This window comes from Novosphingobium soli, assembly GCF_042432915.1.
Taxonomy (GTDB): Bacteria; Pseudomonadota; Alphaproteobacteria; order Sphingomonadales; family Sphingomonadaceae; genus Novosphingobium; species Novosphingobium soli.
In genome coordinates, this window is the sequence record NZ_JBHLWK010000014.1 from 1 (window position 1) to 25,610 (window position 25,610).

General features: G+C 58.9%; 24 protein-coding genes and 3 pseudogenes. 10 read left to right on the forward strand and 17 right to left on the reverse strand.

Going from position 1 to position 25,610, the window contains the following annotated elements; translation table 11 throughout:
- Positions 1-63: 63 nt before the first annotated feature.
- The 4 genes and pseudogenes from ACFFJC_RS12060 to ACFFJC_RS12075 form a co-directional block, all read left to right on the forward strand.
- A pseudogene (locus tag ACFFJC_RS12060) lies at positions 64-361 on the forward strand (transposase); the annotation flags it as partial.
- 39 nt (positions 362-400) lie between these two features.
- A pseudogene (locus tag ACFFJC_RS12065) lies at positions 401-559 on the forward strand (transposase); the annotation flags it as partial.
- A 501-nt stretch (positions 560-1,060) separates the two neighbouring features.
- On the forward strand, positions 1,061-2,326 hold the full coding sequence (locus tag ACFFJC_RS12070; protein WP_379487761.1) for a nucleotide sugar dehydrogenase: 1,266 nt from the start codon (positions 1,061-1,063) through the stop codon (positions 2,324-2,326).
- A 115-nt stretch (positions 2,327-2,441) separates the two neighbouring features.
- Positions 2,442-3,224, forward strand: coding sequence for a sulfite exporter TauE/SafE family protein (locus ACFFJC_RS12075; protein ID WP_379487762.1), 783 nt, complete (start codon positions 2,442-2,444; stop codon positions 3,222-3,224).
- A gap of 64 nt (positions 3,225-3,288) precedes the next feature.
- Here the strand turns inward: ACFFJC_RS12075 and ACFFJC_RS12080 are convergent, their stop codons facing one another.
- The 15 genes from ACFFJC_RS12080 to ACFFJC_RS12150 all read right to left on the reverse strand — a co-directional run bounded on the left by ACFFJC_RS12080 (position 3,289) and on the right by ACFFJC_RS12150 (position 19,232).
- Positions 3,289-4,131, reverse strand: a complete 843-nt coding sequence (locus ACFFJC_RS12080) for a sulfotransferase family protein (protein ID WP_379487763.1) — start codon at positions 4,129-4,131, stop codon at positions 3,289-3,291.
- A gap of 3 nt (positions 4,132-4,134) precedes the next feature.
- Entirely contained in the window at positions 4,135-5,514 is a 1,380-nt protein-coding gene (locus ACFFJC_RS12085; RefSeq protein WP_379487764.1) for a lipopolysaccharide biosynthesis protein, read from the reverse strand.
- Complete coding sequence (locus ACFFJC_RS12090; protein WP_379487765.1) at positions 5,474-6,730, reverse strand: O-antigen ligase family protein; 1,257 nt, start codon at positions 6,728-6,730, stop codon at positions 5,474-5,476. Before ACFFJC_RS12090 ends, ACFFJC_RS12085 begins: the two co-directional genes overlap by 41 nt.
- A gap of 52 nt (positions 6,731-6,782) precedes the next feature.
- Positions 6,783-7,931, reverse strand: a complete 1,149-nt coding sequence (locus tag ACFFJC_RS12095; protein ID WP_379487766.1) for an acyltransferase family protein — start codon at positions 7,929-7,931, stop codon at positions 6,783-6,785.
- Between the two features lie 123 nt (positions 7,932-8,054).
- Positions 8,055-9,986, reverse strand: coding sequence for an acyltransferase family protein (locus ACFFJC_RS12100; RefSeq protein WP_379487767.1), 1,932 nt, complete (start codon positions 9,984-9,986; stop codon positions 8,055-8,057).
- A 1-nt stretch (position 9,987) separates the two neighbouring features.
- Complete coding sequence (locus tag ACFFJC_RS12105; protein WP_379487768.1) at positions 9,988-11,367, reverse strand: TolB-like translocation protein; 1,380 nt, start codon at positions 11,365-11,367, stop codon at positions 9,988-9,990.
- Complete coding sequence (locus ACFFJC_RS12110) at positions 11,364-12,227, reverse strand: hypothetical protein (protein ID WP_379487769.1); 864 nt, start codon at positions 12,225-12,227, stop codon at positions 11,364-11,366. The genes ACFFJC_RS12105 and ACFFJC_RS12110 overlap by 4 nt, the downstream gene beginning before the upstream one ends.
- A gap of 56 nt (positions 12,228-12,283) precedes the next feature.
- A complete protein-coding gene (locus ACFFJC_RS12115) occupies positions 12,284-13,216 on the reverse strand; it encodes a glycosyltransferase family protein (RefSeq protein WP_379487770.1) in 933 nt (310 codons plus the stop codon).
- 56 nt (positions 13,217-13,272) lie between these two features.
- Positions 13,273-14,145, reverse strand: coding sequence for a hypothetical protein (locus ACFFJC_RS12120; protein ID WP_379487771.1), 873 nt, complete (start codon positions 14,143-14,145; stop codon positions 13,273-13,275).
- Between the two features lie 5 nt (positions 14,146-14,150).
- Positions 14,151-14,642, reverse strand: a complete 492-nt coding sequence (locus ACFFJC_RS12125) for a glycosyltransferase (RefSeq protein WP_379487772.1) — start codon at positions 14,640-14,642, stop codon at positions 14,151-14,153.
- Positions 14,643-14,662: 20 nt separating this feature from the next.
- A complete protein-coding gene (locus tag ACFFJC_RS12130; RefSeq protein ID WP_379487773.1) occupies positions 14,663-15,010 on the reverse strand; it encodes a hypothetical protein in 348 nt (115 codons plus the stop codon).
- Between the two features lie 111 nt (positions 15,011-15,121).
- Positions 15,122-16,219, reverse strand: a complete 1,098-nt coding sequence (locus ACFFJC_RS12135) for a Gfo/Idh/MocA family protein (RefSeq protein ID WP_379487774.1) — start codon at positions 16,217-16,219, stop codon at positions 15,122-15,124.
- Positions 16,220-16,275: 56 nt separating this feature from the next.
- On the reverse strand, positions 16,276-16,494 hold the full coding sequence (locus ACFFJC_RS12140) for a hypothetical protein (RefSeq protein WP_379487775.1): 219 nt from the start codon (positions 16,492-16,494) through the stop codon (positions 16,276-16,278).
- Between the two features lie 363 nt (positions 16,495-16,857).
- Entirely contained in the window at positions 16,858-17,685 is an 828-nt protein-coding gene (locus ACFFJC_RS12145) for an IS630 family transposase (protein WP_379487776.1), read from the reverse strand.
- 380 nt (positions 17,686-18,065) lie between these two features.
- Entirely contained in the window at positions 18,066-19,232 is a 1,167-nt protein-coding gene (locus tag ACFFJC_RS12150) for a nucleotide sugar dehydrogenase (RefSeq protein ID WP_379487794.1), read from the reverse strand.
- Between the two features lie 389 nt (positions 19,233-19,621).
- On the opposite strand from ACFFJC_RS12150, the gene ACFFJC_RS12155 reads away from it, so the two are divergent.
- Both ACFFJC_RS12155 and ACFFJC_RS12160 read left to right on the forward strand, forming a co-directional pair.
- Positions 19,622-19,876, forward strand: coding sequence for a type II toxin-antitoxin system Phd/YefM family antitoxin (locus ACFFJC_RS12155; RefSeq protein ID WP_379487777.1), 255 nt, complete (start codon positions 19,622-19,624; stop codon positions 19,874-19,876).
- Positions 19,876-20,292, forward strand: coding sequence for a type II toxin-antitoxin system VapC family toxin (locus ACFFJC_RS12160; RefSeq protein ID WP_379487778.1), 417 nt, complete (start codon positions 19,876-19,878; stop codon positions 20,290-20,292). Before ACFFJC_RS12155 ends, ACFFJC_RS12160 begins: the two co-directional genes overlap by 1 nt.
- Positions 20,293-20,465: 173 nt before the next feature.
- On the opposite strand, the gene ACFFJC_RS12165 is transcribed toward ACFFJC_RS12160, so the two are convergent.
- Complete coding sequence (locus tag ACFFJC_RS12165; RefSeq protein ID WP_379487795.1) at positions 20,466-21,479, reverse strand: NAD-dependent epimerase/dehydratase family protein; 1,014 nt, start codon at positions 21,477-21,479, stop codon at positions 20,466-20,468.
- Between the two features lie 14 nt (positions 21,480-21,493).
- Positions 21,494-21,799, reverse strand: a pseudogene (locus ACFFJC_RS12170) (UDP binding domain-containing protein); the annotation flags it as partial.
- A 451-nt stretch (positions 21,800-22,250) separates the two neighbouring features.
- Between ACFFJC_RS12170 and rfbA the strand changes: the two are divergent.
- Genes rfbA through rfbB form a run of 4 tightly spaced genes read left to right on the forward strand, consistent with a single transcriptional unit; the run spans position 22,251 to position 25,606 of the window.
- Positions 22,251-23,159, forward strand: a complete 909-nt coding sequence (gene rfbA, locus ACFFJC_RS12175) for a glucose-1-phosphate thymidylyltransferase RfbA (protein WP_379487779.1) — start codon at positions 22,251-22,253, stop codon at positions 23,157-23,159.
- A complete protein-coding gene (gene rfbC / locus ACFFJC_RS12180) occupies positions 23,150-23,695 on the forward strand; it encodes a dTDP-4-dehydrorhamnose 3,5-epimerase (RefSeq protein WP_379487780.1) in 546 nt (181 codons plus the stop codon). The genes rfbA and rfbC overlap by 10 nt, the downstream gene beginning before the upstream one ends.
- Complete coding sequence (gene rfbD / locus ACFFJC_RS12185; RefSeq protein WP_379487781.1) at positions 23,692-24,549, forward strand: dTDP-4-dehydrorhamnose reductase; 858 nt, start codon at positions 23,692-23,694, stop codon at positions 24,547-24,549. The genes rfbC and rfbD overlap by 4 nt, the downstream gene beginning before the upstream one ends.
- Entirely contained in the window at positions 24,542-25,606 is a 1,065-nt protein-coding gene (gene rfbB, locus ACFFJC_RS12190; protein ID WP_379487782.1) for a dTDP-glucose 4,6-dehydratase, read from the forward strand. The genes rfbD and rfbB overlap by 8 nt, the downstream gene beginning before the upstream one ends.
- The last annotated feature ends 4 nt before the right edge of the window (positions 25,607-25,610 follow it).

Sequence of the window (25,610 nt, forward strand, 5' to 3'; positions counted from 1 at the left end):
CGATGCCGTTTGGGTGGGGGCCGTCCACCTCATCACTGCGTCGGCGCGACAGCGGAGGCGGTGATGTCAGGACAGCCTGGTTTTTTTTGATCTTTCGGACCGGTATGAGGCGCTGAGCGCTGCAGGAGATCCACTGGAGCGTCTGACCGCGGTTGTCGACTTCGAGGTCTTCCGTGGTCCGCTGGTCGCCGCGCTGGGCCGTAGTCCTCGCGGCAAGGGTGGACGCCCGCCGTTCGCTCCGGTGCTGATGTTTAAGATCCTGGTGCTGCAGGCCCTCTACTCACTGTCAGACGAGGCCACGGAGTTCCAGATCAGAGACCGCCTCTCGTTTCAGCGCTTCCTCGGGGTGAAGCGCCCCGGGTTTTCCGGAGGCTCCGATTTGTGAGAAGGAGCATCCGGTATGAGCAAGACGAGGAACAAGTTTTCGCCTGAGGTCCGTGAGCGCGCGGTTCGGATGGTCGGGGAGCATCGCGCCGATTACGGGTCGGAGTGGGAGGCGATGACGTCGATTGCCTCGAAGATCGGCTGCACGGCCGAGACGTTGCGCCGCTGGTGCCGTGGCGGATTGACGCCGCCAGACGGAAAACCTCGTCGGCGTTCTCCTCGATCAGCCGCGTGTTGATGGTGCCGCCGACCATGGCCCCCAACGCCTGGAGCTTGGCGTCGCGCGTCAGCGTATATAGCCGCCGCTCGCCCCTTACGCTCGAGCATGACGCCGACACGGCGATAGCCGACCTGAGGCCTCGTCATCGGCAGCTATGTCCGCCTGCGCAACACGTGCTCCCCCGGACGCTTACGTTGCTGCGGTTTCGGGCGCCGTTTGCCGAGGAGGCGTGGCCCTTCTTTGTTTCACAATCGGAGTTGTGGACGCGCTAATTGGCATCTCATCTACATCGTGCGGCATCAAACTTGTGCGTTGCAGCACCACCTGTTAACTCCTATCCTGAGAAGGATGCTTAAGCATTTTCTCTACCAGGGGGGTATCGACGATCTGCACTCGTGCTTGCAGGGCTGGCGACCGGCTCTCCTACTCCTATTTTTCGTTGATTGAGGGGCGATCTTGAAGATAGCGATCTTTGGAATGGGCTACGTCGGCTGCACGGCTGCGGCCTGCATTTCCAGCCAGGGCCATATCGTCGTCGGCATCGATGTCAGCACCAAGAAGGTGGATGCCATCAACGCCGGCATTTCTCCCATCCATGAACCCGGGATCGACGAACTGCTGGCCACAGCACGGGCTGAAGGTCGGCTTTCGGCAATCACCGAAGTGGGAAACCACCTCGACGATGCCGATATCGCCATTGTCTGCGTCGGTACGCCCAGCGGCCCCGACGGCGCGCATAACATGAGCTATATCGTGCAGGTCACGCGCGCCATTGCGAATGCCGTGAAGCCCGATCGCACCACGCCGCTGACCGTCGCCTACCGTTCAACGATGCGCCCGGGCACGACCGACCAGATCATTGGGCCCATTTTCCGCTCCGCCCTCGGCGATGCCGCGGATAAGGTGGTCGAACTCGTCTACAATCCGGAATTTCTGCGCGAGGCTACCGCGATCGAAGATTACTTCCATCCCCCCAAGATCGTCCTGGGCACGGTCGACGGCACGCCTTCGGTCAACATGGAAGCTCTACACCACGGAATCAATGCGCCAATCTTCCATGTCGGCATCCGTGAGGCAGAGATCACCAAGTTCGTCGACAATACCTGGCATGCGGTCAAGGTCGCCTTCGCCAACGAAATCGGCCGCATCTGCCAGAACCTCGATATCTCGGCTAAGAAGGTACACGAGATCTTCGTGTCCGATACCAAGCTGAACATATCGCCTTACTACACCCGGCCCGGGGGCGCCTTCGGCGGCTCGTGCCTGCCCAAAGACGTGCGGGCGCTACAGCATATCGCGGCCGACGTGGGCGCCCATGCGCATCTGGTGGATTCGCTCATGCGCACCAACGATGCGCACAAACACCACCAATTTACTTACGTCACCCAACACCTGAAGCCTGGCGCGAAGGTCCTGCTGGTGGGGCTGGCGTTTAAAGCCGAAACTGACGACCTGCGCGAAAGCCCGGCCGTCGACATGGCGCGCAAGTTGCTCGAGACCGGCTATGACCTCGATGTCTACGATCCGGCGCTGACGCCGGACAATCTGATCGGTCAGAATCTGGGCTATGCCTACGCGTACCTGCCCACGATCAATTCGCTGCTGGTCGACAAAGAAACGGCCGAGACCGGCGACTACGATCTGGTTATTACAACGAACCGGCTTGCCAAGACGCTGTCGCTCAAGAGCGGTACCATCGTCGATGTAAGCGCAATCGCCTGATCGCTGCCGTGTACTGGGGTATGGCCTTTCGAACATGGGAACCGGAAGCCCTCCCGGAAAAGCGACGGATTGGGGCCGAAGCGATGCAACCGAAAGCCGGTGAAGCGGATAGCCTATGAACTTCGGCTATTCCTTCGCGGGCGCATTTGTCGGTTTCCTGGTGGGCCTAACAGGTGTCGGGGGTGGGTCGCTGATGGCGCCGATCCTCATTCTCTTTTTTGGCTTCCAGCCTGCCGTCGCGATCGGCAGCGATTTGTGGTTCGCAGCGGTGACCAAGTCCGTCGGCGGCGGCGTTCACCGCCAAGTCGGGTCGCCAAACTGGAAGATTGCGGGGCGGCTCGCGCTAGGAAGCGTACCCGCCGCAGTTCTGACGCTGCTCTGGCTAGGCTATGCGCGGGGGGGGCATCTCGAAGCGCATTTTCTGTTAAAGCTTCTCGGGGCGGCGCTCATCTTTTCGGCCTGTCTGCTACCGCTCAAGGGGCGGCTCGAGACAACCTTCAAGACCTTGCGTTCGCATCTTGGTGATAGCATGCGGTCGCACCAGTTCGCCCTGACTATCCTAGGCGGAGCGGCAGTGGGCTGCCTCGTCACGCTCACTTCGGTTGGAGCCGGAGCGCTCGTGGCCGTACTGCTCATGATGCTCTATCCGCTCAGCCTAAAGGCAAGAGCCCTCGTCGGCACCGACATCGTCCACGCCGTGCCGCTGGCACTGGTGGCCGCCGTGGGGCACTCTATCTTCGGCAACGTCGACTGGTCATTGCTGGGCATGCTTCTACTGGGTTCAATTCCGGGAATTATCGCCGGCTCGCTCGTCGCAGGGAAGGTGAACGACGATCTTGTTCGGATCGCACTTTCGGTCATGCTCGCCATTTCGGGAGCCAAGTTGTTGCTGGCCTGAGCAGCGGTCGCTTGCATCCATTTGCGAAAAGACGACCTTTCCTGACGTCCGGGTCACCAGGATGTCAGGCAGCAGATTCGGCCGTCCGCGCAACGATGCGCGCATAACTGCTGCGGTCAATCCGGTGTTCCAGTGTCGCCAGCGTCGCGGCATCAAGATGCCCGAAGGCGCGCTGCGATACCGCAATCTTCGTGCCGTTGTCGACGGCCTTCCAAGATTCGTCCGATCGCACGATATTCGTCAGCTTTGAAGCCCTTCCGGCTAGGTCCTCAATCGTAAGCGATACGCCCAGTTCGCTGGCGAGGCGCAGGCTTTCCTCCTCGGGTCGTTCCGCAAGTCGCTCGTAGGCGACGAAGCTGTGTCTGGGATGGCTGAGGTAACGCACCGACAGGTCTATGTCCTTCTGCCACCGCGTGAGTGCATCGACCGCAGAATAGGTTTTGCTCCAATGTTGCGATGCATTGTTCAGCGAGGCCGCCACCGCGACGCCGTCGCGAATGAGATGGATGAAGCGCGTTTCGACGCTGCAACGCGCGCCGGCCGCCGCAATGCTGTCCACGAAATGAAGGTGCCGCGGCGTCTTTTCCAGGAACAGGTCGCAGTCTCGCGCCTCGGCGCCGGCGATCAGCGCGCGCATGGCCGCATCCGCCGCCTTGGCGGGCACCATGCGCGCCAGCGCACCAGCGCGGTCTTGCGGCGCGTCCGTCGGCAACTGGTTCTGCTCGCGAAACCGAGAAATTTCCGCATTCACGTTGCGCCGCACCACCGTTATCCCGGCGATGTGCGCCAGCGAACGGGAAAACAGGTGGCTCTCCTTGAATGTCGTGGAGCCGGGAACGCACGCGAGCAGGCTCTGGAGCAAGGTTGTTCCGGAACGCGGACAACCGATGATGAAGATCGCACGCATGTTCTATTTCCGCTTGATTAAGGAAAGGACGCCAAGCCAGGACGGGTCATACGGCGTCAGGCGTCGCACGGCGGCCCATAGGCCCAAATTCCACGTCATCATGCCGACGGTGCTGGCAATCGCCGCCCCCATCAGCCCGTATCGAGACGCCAAGAGGGCCATAAGGCCGAGGGAAAAGACCAGCGTTGTGACCAAAATGCGCGCATTGGCCTTCTCATGCCCGGTCATGTTTAGCACGACGCCGCTCGACCCCACGAAGACGTTGAAACATTGGCCGGCCGAAAGAATGAGCAGGGGTATATAGGCATCACGGAACTCGGGACCCATGAAGCCCAAAATCCAAGGTCCTGCGACGATCAGCACAAGCTCCGCGGACAATGTCGAGGCGATCAGGAACAGCGAGACCTGATCGAGCTTGTGCTGGACGCTGGCCGTGTCGCCCTTGGCATGGCCTCGCGATACGGCCGGCCCCACGAGGAGATTGAGCGACGACAGGAAGAAGCCGAGCAGCTCAGCCGTCCGGCTCACCGCGAAATAGATCCCCGCATCACGCACGCTCAAAAGTGCGCCGACCAGCAGCACGTCCGCCGTACGGAACAGGTTGCGCGCGATCAGCAGTAGCCAGAGCGGCACCACGCTGGCGCGCCAAGCTTTGAAATCGTAAGCCGGGGCTTCCGACACAGCCCCGAAGCGTGCGCGGACCCGGCGTTGCAGAACGTGCTGCCAAGCACATAGCGCCGTGATGACAAGCCCTGACCCGACGATGACCAAGCGGAGTGTCGTGCCGCTTTCGTATCCCTTCCAAATGCCGAATAGCGCCAGTACGAGCAATGACCCGCGCCAGAGGATATCCTTCGGCGCCAGCGCTGCGAAATTGACCCCGAAGCTGCGCAGGATCGCGCTCAGCACCTCGTTCTGGGTGAAGGCCGGATAGAGCAGGAAGGCGGCGGCGGCATAAAGCCAAGGCCGGTCCGTAAGGCCCGGCACGGCGAAATAGACCACGGTGGCGATCACGGCGATGATCAGGCTAGCCACCAGCGTGAAATTGAGCGCCGCGCGCACCGCGCCCTCCGCAAGCGACGCCTCGCCCTTCTCCCGGTAGATGCCGAGGAAACGGACGATGGCGATATCGCTGCCGAAGCGCGTGACGAAGCCGCCCAAGGTTACCGTGGAGATGATCAGCGTGAAAATACCGTAGTCGGTGATGTTCAGCCAGCGAGCCAGCAGGACGACGTTGAGATAGGTGAACGCCGCACCAGCCACGCGCAGCCCCACGACCATGGCCGCACTGCTACGCGCATAGCCCCAGCCCTTGCGCACAAGTTGACTAACTGGTTTCAATTCAAATGCCTTCTTTGATTGGGTGCCTGGCAATAAGTGCATTCTCCCTCTCATTTAGACGCCATAACATAGACGCCTTGCTAGACGACACGAACAACAAAATTAGCAGACCATATGAAATCTGGTTATCCCTAAACAACGTAACGTCAAATGGAGACCTTATTATTGTGACGATGAATGTGAGGAATAGAAGATCATGCGCGATTGATCGCCCCTTGGACTGCACCAATTGTCGTATAATGCTGAAAATACACCATATTATCAGTGCCATGCCAACCCCGCCATAGCGAAGCATCATTTCAAGATAAAGATTATGGCTATGCGGCGGCCGATACTCGGCAACTCCGGGAATCTGTCCGATCGCCGACCCCCAGACTGAAGCGGCGCCATAGCCGAAGAACGGCCGAAGCTGGATCAGAGAACGAGCATGACTCCAGATCTCCGTGCGGCCACTGAGCGTATCGTCCTTGCCAAGGAAATCAGTCACAACGGGAAGCGCGATCTGAGATAGAACGCCCGCGAAAATGAGAACGTAAATCAGAAGTAGGAACCAGCCAACGCGTCCGGCTGCGCTTGAGCGAAACAGACGCCAGACCACGAACAACGCCAACGTAAAGAATAGGCTCGAGCCCTTTGCCGCCGATCCCGAAATTACCATACTGAACCCGGCAAGCAGAATCAGGAGGACGCGCTCGAAACGCCGGACCGTTGTTTCGACCCCGATTGCAAAGATTATACCGAAAGAAGCCACCTCGGCGTAACGGTTTTTATGCGAAAACACGCCTTGGGCCATCCCCGTCAAGCCCGAGAACGAGACACCGTGCATTCGCCCGATCGACGGGATCGCATACACGTAGAATATGCTCACGATCATCAGAAAGATCAGCACCCGGACGAATGTCCGGCCCAGCACCTCGGCCGAGAGCATGCAGCCAAGTCCCAGACAGCCGATGGTCGTGATCAACAGCTGCGTGGAATCAACTATGGATCCTTGCCCGTCGAGCGCCCACATTGAGGATATTATCGAATAGCCGGCAAAGAACAGGAATGGCAGATAATCCCGGTATACGACCCGGTTTCTTTTGTCAGTTAACGACTGAATAAATAGAATAATAGTGCACAAATATACTGGAATATACGCCAGAGAGTTCAGGGCCTTGCTTGCTGACGACACTCCGGAATGCCCGACTGTAGAGCCGAACAATAATTGCTCAAAAAATGCACCGCAGAAGACGATCAACCATACGACGGCGGCCATTCTTGCAAATCTATTGCGCATATTCATCAACATCTCTCAATCGAGATTACCTTTACTTCTTACTGCGCAAAAGAAAACGCCGTAGGTTTCCAGTGCGGGATTCAAAAATCCACCAGAATGCCTGTGCGAAGATGAGTGCAGCCGCAACTGTAAAAGCATAGAGGCCGGCAGCATGCGGCCCCAGAATGACAATCGGAAATCTGACTCCTTCCCCGTGCTCCAGGACAGTTCGAATTGCGGTGACTATGATTATATGCGTTAGATAAAGAGTAAACGATATCCCTGCTAGCCATGCAGCGAACTTCTTAAATAAAATTTTTATACATTCGGCCTCACGGGCTTTCGCAAAGAAAAGTAACGCCAACGCACCAATTACATAGTCCGAAAGCGGCCACATTCGGCCCCAGATTGCCACACTCGGCGCTGCCATCGCTGTTACCAAAAGGCCGCCCAGCACCCAAAGAGGTAGTCGAACCGCCGGAACGCGATCAAGAAAGGCGCCAGCGATCCAGATCGGAGCCAGAACCAGGGTGTTCTTTGTATCGAGCTGATCGAACGCCAGTAGCGCCGCAACCACACAGCCGACCACGATCGCACTGCCGAGACGCAACCTGCCGGGCATGGAACGCGACAGAGCGAAAATCAGAAGTGGCCAAAGGAGATAGTAATGCACTTCAGAATGAATGGACCACGCTGGTCCATTCGAACAGACAGTTTTTAGATAACCCTCATTGAGGAAAAAAATTGTTGCCAGAATGTCGGCAACAGGCGGACTACATCTCTCGTCGGCCCCAGAGTACGAATACCCGTAAATATCCAACAGCACATACGATACTAAGACGGACAAAATAACTGCTGGAATAAGTACAAGCCAAATTCGACTTAAACGATCAACGATGTAAACACGCATATCCACACTTGCAGGGCCAACGCCTAATGGAAATTTACGCCCCACAAGATAACCAGACATCACGAAGAAAAGAACCACGGCTTCGTGACCCATTCCCGTCAGAATGTAAAAGGGAAGTAATACTATCTTAAACGGCCCGTTCGAGTTTTCAGCCCAGCCGCCAAAATAGTGAATGCGAGTGTGCGCGAGGACAACCAGCATTGCCGCCCCACCGCGCACAACGTCCAGCCAGAAGCTCAGCCCCTCCGGAACCCGGCTTCTCATACGATCCGGGGCTTCAACGGACGCCATTGTCATCTCCATCGCGTGGCGATGTACGATCACCCAGGAACAGCGGGTGCGCGCTGAGCGCCCTTTGAATGCGAGCGCGCAAAGCTCTATGGCGCAAAAGCCGCGGGCCTATCAGCACCATTTTCACTTTGCGACCCCACTCTGATCAATGCGCATGTGATTGACCAGAAAGTTCCCATAGTTCTGATAGTTTCGAACAGTCAGGTGAGCGTTATCCCAGATAAGAGGATTCCCCCCCTTGTCGAACAACATGCAGCTTTCTTTTTGCCTATCACAGAAGAAATCGCGCTTTTCTATCCAGTTCAGGCGAGTGTCAGTGGTAACAAGGCTCTTGAGCTTTTCACTAACGGCAAATCGGTCCCATCGCTGGTAACGCCACATGACGCCAGCCGATCCAGCAGGCGTTATGCCCGTCCGCGCCAGCTGCATCGACATCGAACTCAGGTCGGCAAAAAGTATGGACCCCACGACATAAACGCGCTTGCTGGGCATGGAAGCAAGCAATTGCGCAAACTTAAAACCCGGACCGTAAGTCGATTCCTGCCACTTTTCGGTCAGCAGCACGATGTCGGCCTGCTCGATCAGATTGAGGTTCACTGGCCGCTGATCGCATTCCATCGCCTGCTTGAGGCGCATCTTCTCGATCGCCTCGCTTAAGCATGGATCGTCGAGATAGATCCGACGAACCTCGATATCCGGCCGCTGCAGGGAATAGATGGCAACATCGGCATCTTGAGAGAATGAATCTCCGACCGCCAGAATCTTGGTGCAACTGACCCCGCAGGAGAACGGGATATCGGTCTGCCCTCGCTGCTCACGGAATTTGAAAATGCGCTCGCGCTCCGCATCGACGTCAACAAGCAACACACCACCTTGCGCGGCAAAACGGCTGGCAAAATACGCCTGAAATCCGTTCATCTTATGAATGAAATATCCAATGCCACCGAAGACCGTGATAGCGATAATAGCACTTATGATAACAGATCGAGTGGTGTAAGACCTATTATAGCGAACGGGGCACTCAATGAATTTATAGCTCAAAACGCAGAACAATAAAATCCCGGGAATAGAAAGTAACTTTTGGTATGTAGCTTTATTCGGAGTTGTGTCGTTAAGGACATCCACAAATGCAAAGACAGGGTTGTGGTATAAATACAGACCATAGCTGATGAGGCCTATATACGTCATGGGCCGAAGTGAAAGCAGTGTCCGCACACTGCAGTCCTTTGCTGTAAAGAAAAGAAGTACTGCCGTCGCGAAAACCGGAAAAGCCGTAAAATAAGACGGATGAGGGGTTTTGTCAGAGAACAGCAAGATCGAACCGATTATGACCAGCAAACCTGCCCACGTCACGACCTCTCGGAACACACGGTTGTCAATCGTCCCGTTAGCTGCAAGGCGTCGACCCAGCACAGGCGTCAACAGCGTTAGAAGCGATCCAGTCATCAACTCCCACGCGCGCGTATGAATTGAATAGAATGCAAGTGTGCGATCATATACTATCGTATACTGAGCCAGCATCAGACTGATAAGGAAAATTATCGCCGTTACGTAGGTCGTGAACCGCAGACCCAAACGCGTAGAGAGCATGAGTACGATAGGATAAAATATGTAAAACTGCTCTTCGACCGATAAAGTCCAAGTGTGAAGCAAAGGCGCGTGATTTGTAAACTGATTGAAATAATCAGTTTCATTGTAAAAAAAATAATTCGATAGAAACAATGAGCAAGCAACAATGCTTTGCCCAACATCTTTTATTTGAGAGGGAACAAGAATAAAAAGAGATGCCAGCAGAGTAATCGCCATTGTGACAAAGAGAGCTGGAAATATCCGCTTTATTCTTCTTTCATAAAATCGTAAAATGCTAAATCGCCTATCCCCCATTTCCTTGACAAGTATTGCAGTTATCAAATACCCACTGATTACAAAGAAAATATCGACACCAATGAACCCTCCCTTGAAGAAGGACAAACCGGCGTGAAACATGAGGACAGGGACGACCGCTATCGAGCGTAGTCCGTCTATCTCCGGACGATGCTTGAGTGTATCCGTCACGTTATTTCTCTTTCCGGGTGTACTGACTCAAGTCAGCCAGAAATACTTGGCGCACACCGTCATTGATGGCGTTGAACACGATGGCCTGACCGTCGTTAGTCCACGCCGGATGTGGATCGACACGCAGCGCGTTGCGTGGCCCCAGATGGAACGGCTTTGCCTGAATCCGTACCAACTCGGTCTCCTTGCCGGACGCGATGTCGATCTTGCGAATGGGAACGGTGCCATCACCATAGGCCCCCTTTTCCCGTAAGTACGCGTCGGTGACGATATAGCTCTGGTCGGGCGAAAGACTGGGGTGACCGGTTCCGGTGCGCTGCGGCGCCAGAATATCGAGCCCGCTTCCGTCGTAGCGAAAGCGGATGAAGTGCAGGCGATCAACGTCGGAATAGTACCGCATCCCCACCCTTTTCAGTAGCTCGATCCTGTTGGTCGCCTTCTGAAGGAACATCTTGGCCCGCGCGAACCGGCGGGTGCGCGTCATATCGCGCAGGTTCATGATGATGGTTTCGCCGTCCGGGCACCAGTTGGGATGATGTCCTCCCTTCCAGGCTGAGAAACCGACTGCCATGTGTAGGTCGCTTCCGTCGGGCCGCATGGTCACTAGACAGCTCGCTGCGGGGCCGCGACCTTCGCCCGCCTCAATCCAGCGCAACACGACCATCAGCCGCGTCCCTTGCCAGTTCCACTTGGTGTGGAACGTGTAGAGCGCGCCCTCGCGCGTCCGGAACCGTTCGAAATGCTCCGGCAGATCGCGCGCGATCGACGCAAGCGAACGCACCAGCGTCGCCGCTCCCGTGTCGAGATCGATCGACCAAACGCCGTCGTCATCCGCAAATCCGCGGTTCTGAGCAAGGCGGTCCGGCGGAACGATCACGCCGTAACCAGGCTGCACATGAACGATCCGGACGAGATCGGGCGCGACCGCCCGCCGCAACACGGCGGAGGCCATGTAAATCGCTCGTTCGAAGCGTTGCTCGTCTCCATTGCGGAAGTTCGCCGAGACGCCGTAGGGTATCCAGTCGCGGGAATCCATACGGTTGAACAGCAGTTCATCGTCGGTCGAACCCCATTGCACTTGAGCGCCAAGCTGCGTGTCCCAAGCGATCGTCGCGGTTCGCCAGACCTCCTGTCCGCTCGCAATCTCGAGGACTACGACATGGCCAGCTTCGCCGGGGTGGGGAACCCGGCGTTCGTGCGGGAACTCGAACAGTGCCACGAACCGACCGGAAGGGCTGACCGGGGATGTGTCGAAGAAACGATGGATAGCCGGACGCCCCGCTACACTGAGGCGCGCGAGGGGTACGATCGCGTGTTCCGGCCGATCGAGCGCGACATCGCCAAGCGCAACCTCATGCACAGCGGCGTGAGTTTCGGTCATTCCTCTCCCCCTTGTCGAACGTCTCCGCGCGGCTCGCCGGCTTTGGCCGAGAGATCGCGCAGTTCCAAGCGAGAGAACCGTATTTGGCAGCTTCCGGGCTTCTTCAGGTAGCATCCCGCCTTATAGTGAAGGCGGCTCGCAGGTCGGGACCACATGCTCTTGAATTCGTTCCCAAAGAACGCCGTGACGCCGTTATACGTTGCGGAGATGCCACTATTCGGATCGAACCGGATGGAAAAGGCATCGAATGCGCCAGTTGCTCTGCCGAGGACCTTAATCTGATACTGGCCCGGTCCGATGCCGTAACGATAGACTGCCCAGATATGGTCGCGCATTCCCCTGCGCAAAGAGGCATACTCCAGACGCAAGGCGGGTTTCCGTGCGCTTCCTCCGAAGACCTGCGCAATCGTATAGATCTTCGACGTATCGCCATCGGTCTTGAGACTGACCAAACCGGCCAGTTCATAGGGTGTGGCGGGCCTAAAGTTCTTACTGCGCAGTTCGACTCGATTGCGAGGCTGGCCGTGCGAAATCGCGAACATCATATTCTGTTCAACAATTTTCCAGTTCTGCGCGTCATAGAAACCCTCTGTAATCTGAGCTTGCTTGAGGCATGTCGGCACATTGTTGGAATCGCTGTCGCCGTCGACCTGCAGTTTCACCATGCGGTCCAGCAGGTCCTGGAAGCTCGACTGCCTATAGGGTGCCATGGCAGGATCATCGGCGGCGGGATCGCACCGCGCATCGGTCGCATGGACCAGGGAGGGCAGGATGACCGCCCCCGCCGCTAGGACGAGTACTGCGAGCCCGGTCGCAACGGGGGACATCGGCAAGGCAAAGCCGAAGGGGCGTAGCGTCACGCCATGTGCGGCGCGAGCGATCGCCCCACCCCCCCCCGCGCAACGCCGCCCGATCCTCACACCGGCAACCCTACCCTGATCTTGACTTCATCGGCCTGCGCCTTCCAGCGGATTTCGCGCGCCTCACGCAATGCTGCTGAGCGGGCGTCGAGCTCTGCAGCTCGTTCCACGGCATCGCTGCATGCCCGAGCCAGCGCCGCCGGTTCATTGCGCGCGAACAGGGCCGCCTCACCGAAAAGGTCGCGTAAGATGGCCGTGTCGCTGAGGACCATGGCCTTGCCTGCGCCGACCGCTTCGTTGGCCACACTGAGCTGGATCCCTTCGAAATCGGTGAGCCCCAGAATCGCAGAACAGCCGAAAAGCAGCTTCTCGAAAGCCTCCTTGTCGAGGAAGCCGGTGAAATGCACGTTGGACGGAGCATCGTCCACGAAGCCTCGCGCTTTTGCCTTCGCCAGCTTGCCAGTCAGCAGAAATCGAAGATGGGGGGCCTGCCGCGCCGCCTCCAGCACGACGGAGATCGGCTCGTCCGGGCCGTAGGAACAGGGTACAAGGATTTCCGGAACAGCGGGCGCAGGCGGCATATCCGCCGGGCGTTGCAACTGCGCCGGTCGCGTTTCGAACACAAGCAGCTTGCCGCGATCAATCCCCATGCGCAGCGCGGTTTCGCCTACCTCTGAATTATGTGCGATGGCGACCGTCGCCTGATTGAGCCGCGACACCAAACCCGGCATCTTACTCCAAGGAGCGCGAAAGACCCGGTTGTGGCAATCGGCGATGACCTTCATGGGCTTGCGGCTCACCAACCTGGCCATCTGCAGCACATGAAGAAGGAACGTGGGCGGCATCTGCACCCAAACGATATCCGGCTGTTCGCGCCTGATGATATTCAACGTCTGCCTGGCCTGCTTGATATAACTTAGCGGCTTTCCCCAACGACCTTCGGAGCGAGATGCAATAAAATATATCTCATACCCGAAATAAGACTGCATGGACTCGACACGCCTTTGATAGTCGATCCAAGCTATAAATATCTGCTTGGCCACGATTACACCGAAACTTTGCGGTCAAACTCGTTTATAAGAGAAATTGTACTGTCTATATTTGCCCTTCCCGACGCGCCGAACAGAATAGATTCGACGTAGGGCTCGTTCACCACCCACTCGATAGCCTCGCGTGGACGGATACCACCTGATGCGAGTACCGACATTGCGATTACTCGCGCGGGATATTGCGCCGTAGCCTTACGATAACCTTCAACGCCTCCCGACATGCGAAACGCTATTTTGTTAACGTTCGCACAGACGATTGGATTTTCAATGCCGGCCTCGTGCAGCATCGGAAGCAGTTTGGGCAGGTTCATAGTGATGAAACCAGCCTCGGCGTTGTAGCGCTTCTTGCAGTGCTCTGAGAAGATGCGGAAGGCATCTACGATCCCCAGACCCTGAACAAGGTCTGTGACCACGTTTTGCAGGAATATGACGGGCGTATTTAGACCGTTGAACATCTTCATTTCGGCATCTACCAAGAGTGTCATCATGCCTTCGATGTCGCGATTCAGGACCGCCATGCCGCCACGCAGCATGGTATCGACCAAGCCTTCCTTGGGCAGGAACTTCCTAAGGGCATCAAAGTAGCCGAGTTCGGTTACCGCATTGGCATACTTATGAGCGTAGGGCATTCCCGGATAGAACGTGAATCCCTCCCAGGCCTTTGGATCCGCACGGACCCGATCGGCGATCTTTTCGATCGTGTCGTGGGTGGTGCACATGAACCCGCCCGCGCCCGCATGTAGCGCGGCCTGAAGGACCTCGACGATGTTCTCGATGTCCTGGAAGCGCATAGCTTGGCTGCGCGCCTTCTCCTCGGACATATGGTTGATTCCGAAGAACTGGTTATCGCCAAAAAGAATGCGTTCCATACCGGTTATCCCGCTTGGGTGATTGGAGTGGGCGTGCCGCCCTTGAGAAAGGTGGCCACGGCTTTCAGGAGCTGTGGGCTGGCTTTGGTGGAGAAGTCGCTGCCTTCAGCCTTCATCGGCTCGCGCAGCAGCCTTGTCATTTCGGTCTTGAGGGCTGCGGTAGTCTCCACAATCTTCATGCCTTGGCGCCCTTGGAAGCGCTTGGCGGTGTGAACCTGATGGTCCGTTGTATGCTCGCCCAAGGCGATATCCCGCGGGATCAAGAGCATCTGTTTTTGCGCCTCGAGCGCTTGCAGGATCGAACCCATGCCGACGTGGGCGACGAACAGGTCGCAATCCTTCAATCTCTGGCGATATTCGGACATCGGCACCATGCGCGCAAAAGGCGCATGAACCGGTTCATACTCGCCCGCTCCGATCTGAATGAAGATATCCTCATGGGGATTGTCTCGTGCCCACTCATCTACGGCTCGCACGAAACGGTCGAAGGGCAGCATGGAGCCAATGGAGGCAAAAATCATAGAATGCTGCCCCAACACTGGACGCCTTCCTTCTCGGCAACCTCGGGCCACTGTGACACAGTCCGATGGGCAAGCTTGCGCGCGAGGCGTCCAGAAGAAGACATGCGTTCGGCATTCGCGATGCTGTCGACCCAAAGCGTCCGGGCACCCATGGCCCTGCCTAAGAGGATGAAGCTGAGCATGGGTGCGGATCCCGTAGTGACGACTGCCTTCGGACGTTCCTTCGCCATGATCCGGAGCGCCTTCATCCAGACTTTCAGAAAGGACAGCTTGTCGAAGCGCGAAGCGTCGGGGATGGTGTAGAGCCGGGCTCCTGGGACCGCCTCGGCATAATTCTCGAACATCGAGACGTATACGGTCTCAAAGCCCTCAAATGCGTCTCGCAGGCGTAGGAGTTGGACCCAGTGGCCTCCGCCGGAGGCCACTGCGAGAAGTCGGGGCGTGCGGTTTGCCATCTAGCGCCCCAGAATACGGCCAACCAAGCCCGCCTTGCGAGGAACAAGCTCCGTCGCCCCGAAGCTGCCAACGCTTCCGCTGCCCGCCGCGGAGGCACGGATCATTTCGATTGTCGCATCCGTTTCCGCGGAGCTGAAGAAGGAGTTCTCACGCGAGCCCTTCCCTTCGGCGATAGCGTCGCCGAAGGCCTCCAGCTGTGCGCTGTACTCTTCTCCGCGAAGATAGAAGCTTACCGGCGGGGTGAGGTCGGTGATGTAATTCACCGTCCACCCCTCCTTGTAGCCCTCGGGGATCGGCGCGTTCCCGGTTAGGAACACCTGAATTTCTTGGCGATCGGCATAGATCCGTCCCGCCGTTCCCCAGATCGTGATCCGCGTGGTCATCTTGCGAACTGACGGGTCCGACCAGTTGACGGAAATCTGGCCCGTCACTCCGTTGGCGAAGCCAAGGGCCGCGTAGACCTCATCATCCACTTCCGTGGAGAAACCGCTCTTCAGCATGGCCCCGCTGCACGCCTCAGGCTCGCCGAAGTACCAATTGAGCAGGTTCAACGGGTGAGCGGCGTAGTCGTAGAGGCAGCCACCGCCAGCTCCTGCCTTCCCGCGCCAGGTCGGTTTGGCCGGCTTTAGCACGACGGGACCATAGGCCTCGCCTTGAACATGACTGACTTTGCCGATCGCCCCGGCGTCCAGAAGCTTCTTTACTTCCCGGAACGTACCGATGAAGCGGTTATGATAGCCAACCTGGGTGACCAGGCCCTTGGCTTCCGCCGAAGCGGCGAGCTCACGGGAAACGGCCGAGGATAGTGTCAGCGGCTTTTCGCAGAAGACATGCAGCCCCTTGTCGATCGCCTTACGAGCCATCCAGTCGTGTGTGGTGGTCGGCGTCGCTACGATCACCGCCTCTAGGCCGGGCTGGTCCAGCAGTTTGTCGAAGTCGGAGATAAAGGGAAGCTTCGTATACTTCTGCAGCACGTTCCCAACAATCTCCGAGGTATCGCAGATCGCTGTTACGTTGAGTTGAGACAGGGCATTAGCGATGGCAAGATGCGAGATGCCCATCTTGCCCAGCCCGATCACCGCGACATTCACAGCCACTTACGGTCCCCTATGATATTGCACTGCACCAAAATGCCCGGTTGCCGGTAGGTAAGTCAACATAGCGTCCGCGCACCCGCAGTTAGCGGCGGTTTGCCTCTGCTGTCCAACCCATAAATCGCAAATGTTCCCGGAACGAAACTCCCGCAGAACCGGACGAGATCTCCGAAGGCACCGCAGATCGCTGTTACGTTGAGTTGAGACAGGGCATTGGCGATAGCCAGATGCGAGGTGCCCATCTTGCCCAGCCCGATCACCGCGACATTCACAGCCACTTACGCCCCCTATGATATTGCACCGCACCAAATGCCCGGTTGCTGGTATGTAAGTCAACGTAGCGTCCGCGCGCTTGCAGTTAGAACACTAAGCCTTTAATCTGGCGCATATCCAGCTGAATGCCCGGTTGCTGGTATGTAAGTCAACGTAGCGTCCGCGCGCTTGCAGTTAGAACACTAAGCCTTTAATCTGGCGCATATCCAGCTGAATGCCCGGTTGCTGGTATGTAAGTCAACGTAGCGTCCGCGCGCTTGCAGTTAGAACACTAAGCCTTTAATCTGGCGCATATCCAGCTGAATGCCCGGTTGCTGGTATGTAAGTCAACGTAGCGTCCGCGCGCTTGCAGTTAGAACACTAAGCCTTTAATCTGGCGCATATCCAGCTGCGGCGAGGTAGTTCCAGCATTCATCGGGCGAGTAGTGGTCGCAGATGTGGCCGACAGCCTGCCAGAATTTTTCGATGGTCCTCGCGCCGATCCGCCGCAAGTGCGCCTTGAGCTTGGCGAACGCCATCTCGATTGGGTTGCGGGCAAATAGGGCGGGAGGAAGAGGAACCATGCGCCGCGCTCTTTGAGGATGGCGGCGGCCCTGGGGGCTTTTGTGACTGGAGAGATTATCCAGGATCACGACGTCACCGGGGTGCAGCGTTGGCGCGAGCTGGGTTTCGATCCATGTCTCGAACAGCTGCCGGTTCATGGGCTTGTCGACGATCCACGGCGCGGTGAGACCATCGCAGCGCAGCCCTGCGATGAAGGTCTGCGTGGCCCAGTGACCAAACGGTGCGCTCGCCCTGAGCCGCTCGCCGCGCCGTGCCCGCCCGCGCAGCCGCGTCATCTTGGTGGTCGTGCCCGTCTCGTCGACGAACACCAGGCGGTACGGCTCCGGTCGCATCCGAGGCAGGCGGCCTGCCTCGCCAGACACGGCGCGCCTCGGCAACGTCAGCGCGTGCAGCCTCGGTCGCCAGCAGTGGTTTTTTTTGAACGTGAAGCCGCACGCCTTGAGGAAGCGCGACAGCGACGCGGGATAAGCGACGACCTGGGTCTTTTCTACAAGACGTGCCGCGAGCTCGGGCATGGTGATGTCCTTCTCCTGCTCGACCCATCCGATCAACAGATCTCGATAAGGTACCAGTTTTCCACCACCCGCAGGTCGCCCTTGCCGCACAGGAGCCAGCGAGCCGGTCTGCAGCATTCGCTGCGCCAGGCGCCCCCCGTACTCGCGCTCACGCCAAAGCGACACGCCGCAGCACGCCGGGAACTCCCCTCGACAATCTCATCATGAACCCGCTCGCGCAGGTCACTCGAATACGCTCTGCCCATGATCCACCTCCGATAACGGTGAATCACATCTCAGAGCTCATGGGAATCCCTCAGTGATTCAAACTTTCAGCTCGGGGCTCTAGCGGCGGTTTGCCTCCACTGTCCAACCCATAATCCCAAACACGCCCCGCTCAGTTCACCCAGCGGATAGCACAGCGGCACTGCGATCAATCGATTAGAAATTGCATGAGAAATCAAATCTCGAGCAGCCGTACGTTGCGACGCAGCATGCTGCAATGCGTACCGGCAATCTCAGTCCGATCCAAAGAGGTCGCGGGTGAAGATCTTTTCCCGCACGTCCTCGATCTCTGAGGTCATGCGGTTGGCGATGATGATATCGCAGTCCTGCTTAAAGTCCCTAAGATCCCGCACGACCTTGGAGCCGAAGAACTCTTCCTCGTGCATTGCCGGCTCGTAGATCACCACTTCGATGCCCTTGGCCTTCACCCGCTTCATGATCCCCTGGATGGAGGACTGGCGGAAGTTGTCTGAGCCCGCCTTCATGACCAGGCGGAAGACACCGACCTTGGCGGGCTTCCTCGCGATGATCTGGTCGGCCAGAAAATCCTTCCGGGTCCGGTTGGCATCGACGATCGCGCGGATCAGGTTCTGCGGCACCTCGGAATAGTTGGCCAGCAGCTGCTTGGTGTCCTTGGGCAGGCAATAGCCGCCGTAGCCAAAGCTGGGGTTGTTGTAATGCGGGCCGATCCGCGGATCGAGGCCAACGCCGACGATGATCTGGCGCGAGTCCATGCCATGGGCGATCGCGTAGCTGTCGAGCTCGTTGAAGAAGGCCACACGCATGGCGAGGTAGGTATTGGCGAAAAGCTTGATCGCCTCGGCCTCGTTCGGGTCGGTGAAGAGGATCTCGACGTCCTTCTTCTCGGCGCCGTGAAGCAGCAGGTCCGCAAAAATCCGCGCCCGTTCCGAGCGCTCACCGACGATGATGCGCGAGGGATGCAGGTTGTCGTAGAGCGCCCGACCTTCGCGCAGGAATTCGGGGCTGAAGATCACCTGATCGGTGACCAGGCGTTGCCGCACGTCCTCGACGAAGCCGACCGGGATCGTCGACTTGATTACGATCGTGGCGCTAGAGTCGGCGTCGATCGCGGTCTGGATGACGGCCTCGACCGAGGACGTGTCGAACTTGTTGGTATCGACGTCATAGTTGGTCGGCGTGGCGACGATCACGTAGTCGGCACCCGCGAGTGCTTCCCGGGCATCGAGCGTGGCCCTGAGATTGAGCGGCCATGTTGCCAGGAACTCCTCCAGTTCCGTGTCGACAATCGGCGACTTGCGCGCATTGAGCATCTCAACACGCTCCGCCGTGATGTCGACGGCGACGACCTCGTTGTGCTGCGCTAGCAATACAGCGTTGGAAAGACCGACGTAGCCCAAACCGAAAACCGCAATTTTCATGCCGACATCACCTGTTGCTGATCCTGATAGTGTGGCGCCGGAGCACAACGCGGCCCCTGGTCACTTCCGTATGCGCTCATGATGTGCTCCCGATCCTGTAATAGTCCCATCCATCCGCATAGCGGCGGATTGCGTCAACGGGTTTATGCTGCATCTGCACATCGCCACGTATAGGTGCTTCCCCTATCGGAACAGGGACAAGATACCGACTTCTGCCGGGACATGATCAAGCGGATCAACACGAACCTTAACTGCTGATAAAGGACATTATCATAGATATAAGGGTGGATGAATCCCGCGTGCGCTGTGGCCGGCGGAACGGCCTCTCTTGACTCTACGACAGCAAGCGCCCAAATGTAGCAACGTACCTTCACTAAAGGGCTTGGATCATGGGCATCATCAGTCTCACCAGCCGGGAGTTCAACCAGGACGCGGCGCGGGCCAAAAAAGCTGCGCTCCAAGGCCCGGTGTTCATCACCGATCGGGGCCGCCCGGCGCACGTGCTGCTGTCGATCGAGGAGTATCAACGGCTGACGGGCAAAGGGCGGACCTTGCTCGATGCCATCTCGGGCTGGGATGGTGGCGATTTTGAGTTCGAGCCAGCGAAGCTGGGTGACATCTCACGGCCGGCCGACCTCGATTGATGTACCTGCTCGACACCAATGTCGTCTCTGAGCTGCGTCGCGCGAACAACGCCGATGCGCATGTGCGGACCTGGGCGGCCAACGTCCAAATGGCCGAGCTCTTCCTGTCCACCATCACCGTCCTGGAGATCGAACGCGGCATATTGCTGATCGAGCGCCGCGATTCTTCCCAAGCCACGATCCTGCGCACCTGGCTCGAAGAGCGTGTCTTGCCCGATTTTGCCGGTCGCATTTTTCCTGTCGATGTCGCCGTCGCTCGCCGGTGTGCGCCGCTCCATGTTCCCGACCGCCAGCCCGAGCGCGATGCGATGATTGCCGCTACCGCCCTCGTGCACGGGCTCACCGTCGTGACCCGCAATATCGCCGACTTCCAGGCTACGGGAGTAGTGCTGCTCAACCCCTGGGACCCTGCCTGATGCCGCGCACGCCCCAGAAGCCCACCAGCCCGGCGAACGCCGTTGACCAGACGGCGCAGACGCCTCTGTGAGACCTGATACAGCACGACCAGGCTCCGGCTCGGCCAGTGCGGACAGGTCCATGAAGCCCTCAAGGGATCGCACCGCCTAGCTTTGCAATTAAAGATCTTGCCCTAGATTCGATAATACCCGCGATACCATTCCACGAACCGCGCTACCCCTTCCCGCACACCGGTTTTCGGCGCATAACCGGTCAGCGTTTTCAGCAGCTCCGCATCCGCCCAGGTGGCCGGGACGTCGCCGGCCTGCATTGGCATGAGGTTGCGCGTCGCCTTGTGGCCCGTTGCCTTTTCGATCGCCTCGATGAAATCGGTGAGTTGCACCGCGTTCGAGTTTCCGATGTTCACCACCCGCCAAGGGGCCACGGGCGAGAGGCTATCGCCTTCGAGCACCGGCTCACCCTCCGCCGGGTGGACCGGCGGTACGTCGATCAACAGGCGGATCGCTTCGACCAGATCCTCGACGTATGTGAAGTCGCGCTTCGTGTCGCCGTAGTTGTAGACATCGATCGGGCGGCCTTCGAGGATCGCCTTGGTGAACTTGAACAGCGCCATGTCCGGTCGGCCCCAGGGCCCGTAGACCGTGAAGAAGCGAAACATCGTCACCGGCAGATCGAACAGGTGCGCGTAGCTGTGCGCCATGTTCTCGGTCGCCTTCTTGGTCGCGGCGTAGAACGACATCTGGTGGTCGGCCTTGTCGGTCTCCCGGTAGGGCATCTCGGTGTTCGCGCCGAAGGCCGAGGAGGTCGAGGCGAGCAGCATGTGCTCGGGCGGATGGGCCCGGGCCGCCTCAAGGAGCTCGAAAGTGCCGACGATGTTGCTTTCCAGATACAATCTGGGGTTCTCGATCGAATAGCGCACACCCGCCTGCGCGGCGAGGTGGACGACCACGTCGGGCTTCTCGGAGGCGAACAGGTCCATCAAGAGGCCCGGCGTCTCGACATAGTCTTCGATCGCGCGGAACTGCTCGAATTGCAGCAGCCGCCCCTGGCGCCGCTGCTTGAGCGAGACCTCGTAGTAGTCGGTCATGGCATCTAGGCCGATGACCCGGAAGCCGTCGCGCAGCAGCCGCTCGCAGACGAAAGATCCGATGAAGCCAGCCGAGCCGGTGACGAGCGCGGTCCGCATTTTCGACATAGGCCTTAGTCCGACCCGAACAGGTCGCGGGTGAAGACCTTGTCTTGCACGTCCGCGATCTCTGCGGTCATGCGATTGGCGATGATGACGTCGGACTCCTGCTTGAACGTGCCGAGATCGCGTAAAACCCGAGAACCGAAGAACTGCTCCTCGCCCATGGCCGGCTCGTAGATCACCACCTCGACGCCCTTGGCTTTGATCCGCTTCATGATGCCCTGGATCGAGGACTGGCGGAAATTGTCCGGCCCCGCCTTCATCACCAGGCGGAACACGCCGACCTTGCGGGGTCGTGTGGCGATGATCTGGTCCGCGGCGGCCACTTCATTATGCCGGGCCAGGAGGACGGCGTTGGAAAGGCCAACATAGCCCAAACCGAAAACCGCGATCTTCATTCCATTACCCCTCTGCGGCGTGGCATCGACCAAGGGGTCTCCCTCGGTGAGCGATCGCCGCCATGCTTAGTCTATATGGCAATGCACCATTTCGGGCACCCGAAGTTCTTCCAATCCCGAGCGGTCCAACGTTGGGAAGCAGTGCATGGGTAGCAGAGCAAGTTGGGGCAGACTCTACATTAGATCGAGGGACCCAGCGCAGGTCAGCAGCAGGAAAATGACTGCTGAGGTCAACGACCGCTAGCTGTTTATGGGTTCACGGCTTAGTGAGCAAATCTGGGTGGTGTCAGAGGAAGTTCGCTGCTCATGGATTGGCTTCGCGGTGAAAGGCTCGCTGGCCTCGTCAGTGTAATTTGATTTAGGGGATGAAGTGCGAAAGGGAATAATTCTGGCTGGTGGATCCGGAACCCGCCTGTATCCGCTAACCCGTGGTGTTTCGAAGCAGCTTATGCCTGTCTACGACAAGCCCATGATTTATTATCCGCTGTCAGTGCTTATGCTTTGCGGAATTAAAGAGATTCTAATCATCACTACTCCCCACGATCAAGAGGCTTTCCTGGCCGTGCTGGGTGATGGGAGCAACTTCGGCATCGAGTTGCAGTACGCCGTGCAGCCAGAGCCGGCAGGTCTCGCGCAAGCCTTTCACATCGGGGCCGATTTCGTCGGCAACAATCCCTCTGCGCTGATCCTCGGCGACAACATCTTTTACGGCCACGGCCTTCCCGGCCTCCTCGGCAGTGCCGATGCCAGGGAAACCGGCGCCACCGTGTTCGGCTACTACGTCAACGATCCCAAGGCCTATGGCGTGGTCTCGTTCGACGCGCAGGGCCGCGTGGAAACCATTGAGGAAAAGCCGGCCCATCCCAAGTCGAATTATGCCGTGACGGGCCTGTACTTCTACGACGGGCAAGCCGTCGATCTTGCCGCCGACCTCCAGCCCAGCGAGCGCGGCGAGCTGGAGATCACCGACCTCAATCGGCTCTACCTTGAACGCGGACAGCTTTCAGTGGAGATCATGGGGCGCGGCTACGCGTGGCTGGACACTGGCACGCATGGCTCGCTGCTGGACGCGGGCAACTACGTGCGGATTATCGAGGAACGGCAGGGCCTGAGGATCGCCTGCCCGGAGGAGATCGCCTGGCGCAACGGCTTCATCGACGATGCGCGGCTTGAAGCCATCGCCGCGCCGCTGGTGAAGAGTGGCTACGGCGCCTACCTGCTCAACCTGCTCAAGAACCGGGACGCCGTGCTCGAGACGGGGACCTCTGCATGGAACTGATCCCCACCGAGATCGAAGGCCTGCTGATCGTCGAGCCGCGGGTGTTCGGCGACGAGCGCGGCTTTTTCCTGGAAAGCTGGAATCGCCAAACTTTTGCGCAGCTCGGCCTCGACCTGGATTTCGTGCAGGATAACCACAGCCGGTCCGCGCGCGGCGTGCTGCGAGGCCTGCATTACCAGCAGCCCAATCCGCAAGGTAAGCTGGTCCGCGTGGTCACCGGGCGCGCCTGGGACGTGGCGGTGGATCTTCGCGCCGGCTCACCCACCTACGGCCGCTGGGCCGGAGTGGAGCTGTCGGCCGAGAACAAGCGGATGTTCTGGGTGCCCCCCGGCTTCGCGCATGGCTTCGTCAGCTTGGAGGATGGAACCGACTTCCTCTACAAGTGCACCGCCTTCTACGATCCGGCCAACGAGCATTCGCTGATGTGGAACGATCCGGAGGTCGGCATCGAGTGGCCGCTCGAGGGGATTGAGCCGCAGCTTTCCGCCAAGGACAAGGTCGGCAAGCCGCTGCACAAGGTTGAGGCTTTCGCATGAAGGTCTTGATTGTCGGCGGCAAGGGTCAGCTGGGCCAGGGCCTTTCACGTACCGCGCCGGCCGGCGCGAGCGTCGTCAGCCATGGCAGCGATACGCTCGACATCACCGATGCGGCCGCGATCAAGGCGGTCGTGGACGCGGAACGGCCCGAGATCGTCTTCAACGCGGCCGCCTATACCGCGGTGGACAAGGCCGAGAACGAGGAAGACGCCGCGCGCGCGGTGAATGCCACGGCAGTGGGCTACCTGGCTGATGCTTCGCGCGAGGCGGGCGCCCGGTTCGTCCATATCTCGACCGATTTCGTCTTCGACGGCCGCTCGGGCGTACCCTATGCGCCCGATGCGCCCACGGCCCCGCTCGGCGCCTATGGACGCACCAAGCTGGCGGGCGAAAAGGCAGCCGGCGGCGACGCCCTTATTGTGCGCACGGCCTGGGTCTATGCCCCCAACGGCGGCAACTTCGTGCGCACCATGCTGCGCCTCATGGCCGAACGCGATGAGGTCCGCGTCGTATCCGATCAGATCGGTAGCCCGACCTATGCGCCCGGTCTTGCGGCCGCGCTGTGGACGATGGCAGCCAAGGGCACCACGGGTATCCACCACTACACCGACGCCGGTGCCTGCAGCTGGTACGACTTCGCCGTCGCAATCCAGGAAGAGGCACTGGTCGCCGGCCTGCTGAACAAGGCGGTCCCGGTGATCCCGATCAACGCCTCGGATTACCCCACGCCGGCACAGCGACCGCACTATTCGGTGCTGGACAAAACTTCGACCTTCGCCGTCCTGGGCGGACCCACTCCGCACTGGCGCGAAAACCTGCGCAAGATGATGATTGAAATCAAGACTCATGGCTAACCTGATTGTCACTGGCGGTGCCGGCTTCATCGGCGCGAACTTCGTCCATTACCGCCACAAGGTCGCGCCTAGCGACCGGATCGTTGTTCTCGATCTGCTCACTTACGCCGGCAACCGCCACAACCTGGACGGGCTGGACGACGTGCTGCTCGTCGAAGGCGACATCTGCGATACCGAGCTGGTCTCATCGCTGATCGCCGACCATCAGATCGACACGATCGTCCACTTCGCGGCCGAAAGCCATGTCGACCGTTCGATCACCGGCCCCGATGCCTTCGTCACCACGAACGTGATCGGCACCCATAGCCTTCTGAAGGCGGCCAAGAAGGCTTGGCTCGATGAAGGCAGCGGCAAGCCTCACCGGTTTCACCACGTTTCCACCGACGAGGTCTATGGCTCGCTCGGTCCTAACGACCCTGCCTTCAGCGAGACCACGCCTTACGCTCCCAATTCGCCCTACTCGGCGTCCAAGGCCGGGAGCGACCACCTAGTGCGGGCCTATCACCACACCTATGGGCTGGAGACGACCACGAGCAATTGCTCGAACAACTACGGGCCGTTCCAGTTTCCCGAAAAGCTGATCCCACTGTTCACCCTCAATGCCCTGAGCGGCAAGTCGCTGCCGATCTACGGTGACGGCATGAACGTGCGCGACTGGCTGCATGTGGAGGACCATTGCCGCGGCATCGAGGCATGCCTGCGCAAGGGCCGGCCGGGGGAGGTTTACAACATCGGCGGCGGCCAGGAGCTTCCGAACCTCACCGTGATCGAGGAGATCTGCCGCTCGGTGGACGAAGCGTTCGCCGCCGATCCGACACTCGCCGCGCGCTTTCCTAATGCACCGGCCGCACAGGGACGCCCCAGCGCGGAGCTCAAGACCTACGTGACCGATCGCAAGGGCCACGACCGCCGCTACGCCATCGACGAGACCAAGGCGCGCGAGGAACTGGGCTATGCGCCTGCCAGGGACTTTCCACAGGGCTTCGCCGAGACGCTGGCCTGGTTCCTGGCTCGCGAGGACTGGTGGCAGCCGCTGTTGCAGCGCGCTGCACTGTGACGCT

Excerpts from the sequence above, each read along its gene's own strand:
- ACFFJC_RS12075 (WP_379487762.1), top strand. The coding sequence starts at position 2,442 with ATGAACTTCGGCTATTCCTTCGCGGGCGCATTTGTCGGTTTCCTGGTG.
- ACFFJC_RS12080 (WP_379487763.1), bottom strand. The coding sequence starts at position 4,131 with ATGCGTGCGATCTTCATCATCGGTTGTCCGCGTTCCGGAACAACCTTG.
- ACFFJC_RS12085 (WP_379487764.1), bottom strand. The coding sequence starts at position 5,514 with ATGCACTTATTGCCAGGCACCCAATCAAAGAAGGCATTTGAATTGAAA.
- ACFFJC_RS12090 (WP_379487765.1), bottom strand. The coding sequence starts at position 6,730 with ATGGCCGCCGTCGTATGGTTGATCGTCTTCTGCGGTGCATTTTTTGAG.
- ACFFJC_RS12095 (WP_379487766.1), bottom strand. The coding sequence starts at position 7,931 with ATGGCGTCCGTTGAAGCCCCGGATCGTATGAGAAGCCGGGTTCCGGAG.
- ACFFJC_RS12105 (WP_379487768.1), bottom strand. The coding sequence starts at position 11,367 with ATGACCGAAACTCACGCCGCTGTGCATGAGGTTGCGCTTGGCGATGTC.
- ACFFJC_RS12115 (WP_379487770.1), bottom strand. The coding sequence starts at position 13,216 with ATGCAGTCTTATTTCGGGTATGAGATATATTTTATTGCATCTCGCTCC.
- ACFFJC_RS12120 (WP_379487771.1), bottom strand. The coding sequence starts at position 14,145 with ATGGAACGCATTCTTTTTGGCGATAACCAGTTCTTCGGAATCAACCAT.
- ACFFJC_RS12125 (WP_379487772.1), bottom strand. The coding sequence starts at position 14,642 with ATGCTGCCCTTCGACCGTTTCGTGCGAGCCGTAGATGAGTGGGCACGA.
- ACFFJC_RS12130 (WP_379487773.1), bottom strand. The coding sequence starts at position 15,010 with ATGTTCGAGAATTATGCCGAGGCGGTCCCAGGAGCCCGGCTCTACACC.
- ACFFJC_RS12145 (WP_379487776.1), bottom strand. The coding sequence starts at position 17,685 with ATGCTGCAGACCGGCTCGCTGGCTCCTGTGCGGCAAGGGCGACCTGCG.
- ACFFJC_RS12150 (WP_379487794.1), bottom strand. The coding sequence starts at position 19,232 with ATGAAAATTGCGGTTTTCGGTTTGGGCTACGTCGGTCTTTCCAACGCT.
- ACFFJC_RS12155 (WP_379487777.1), top strand. The coding sequence starts at position 19,622 with ATGGGCATCATCAGTCTCACCAGCCGGGAGTTCAACCAGGACGCGGCG.
- ACFFJC_RS12160 (WP_379487778.1), top strand. The coding sequence starts at position 19,876 with ATGTACCTGCTCGACACCAATGTCGTCTCTGAGCTGCGTCGCGCGAAC.
- ACFFJC_RS12165 (WP_379487795.1), bottom strand. The coding sequence starts at position 21,479 with ATGCGGACCGCGCTCGTCACCGGCTCGGCTGGCTTCATCGGATCTTTC.
- rfbC (WP_379487780.1), top strand. The coding sequence starts at position 23,150 with ATGGAACTGATCCCCACCGAGATCGAAGGCCTGCTGATCGTCGAGCCG.
- rfbD (WP_379487781.1), top strand. The coding sequence starts at position 23,692 with ATGAAGGTCTTGATTGTCGGCGGCAAGGGTCAGCTGGGCCAGGGCCTT.
- rfbB (WP_379487782.1), top strand. The coding sequence starts at position 24,542 with ATGGCTAACCTGATTGTCACTGGCGGTGCCGGCTTCATCGGCGCGAAC.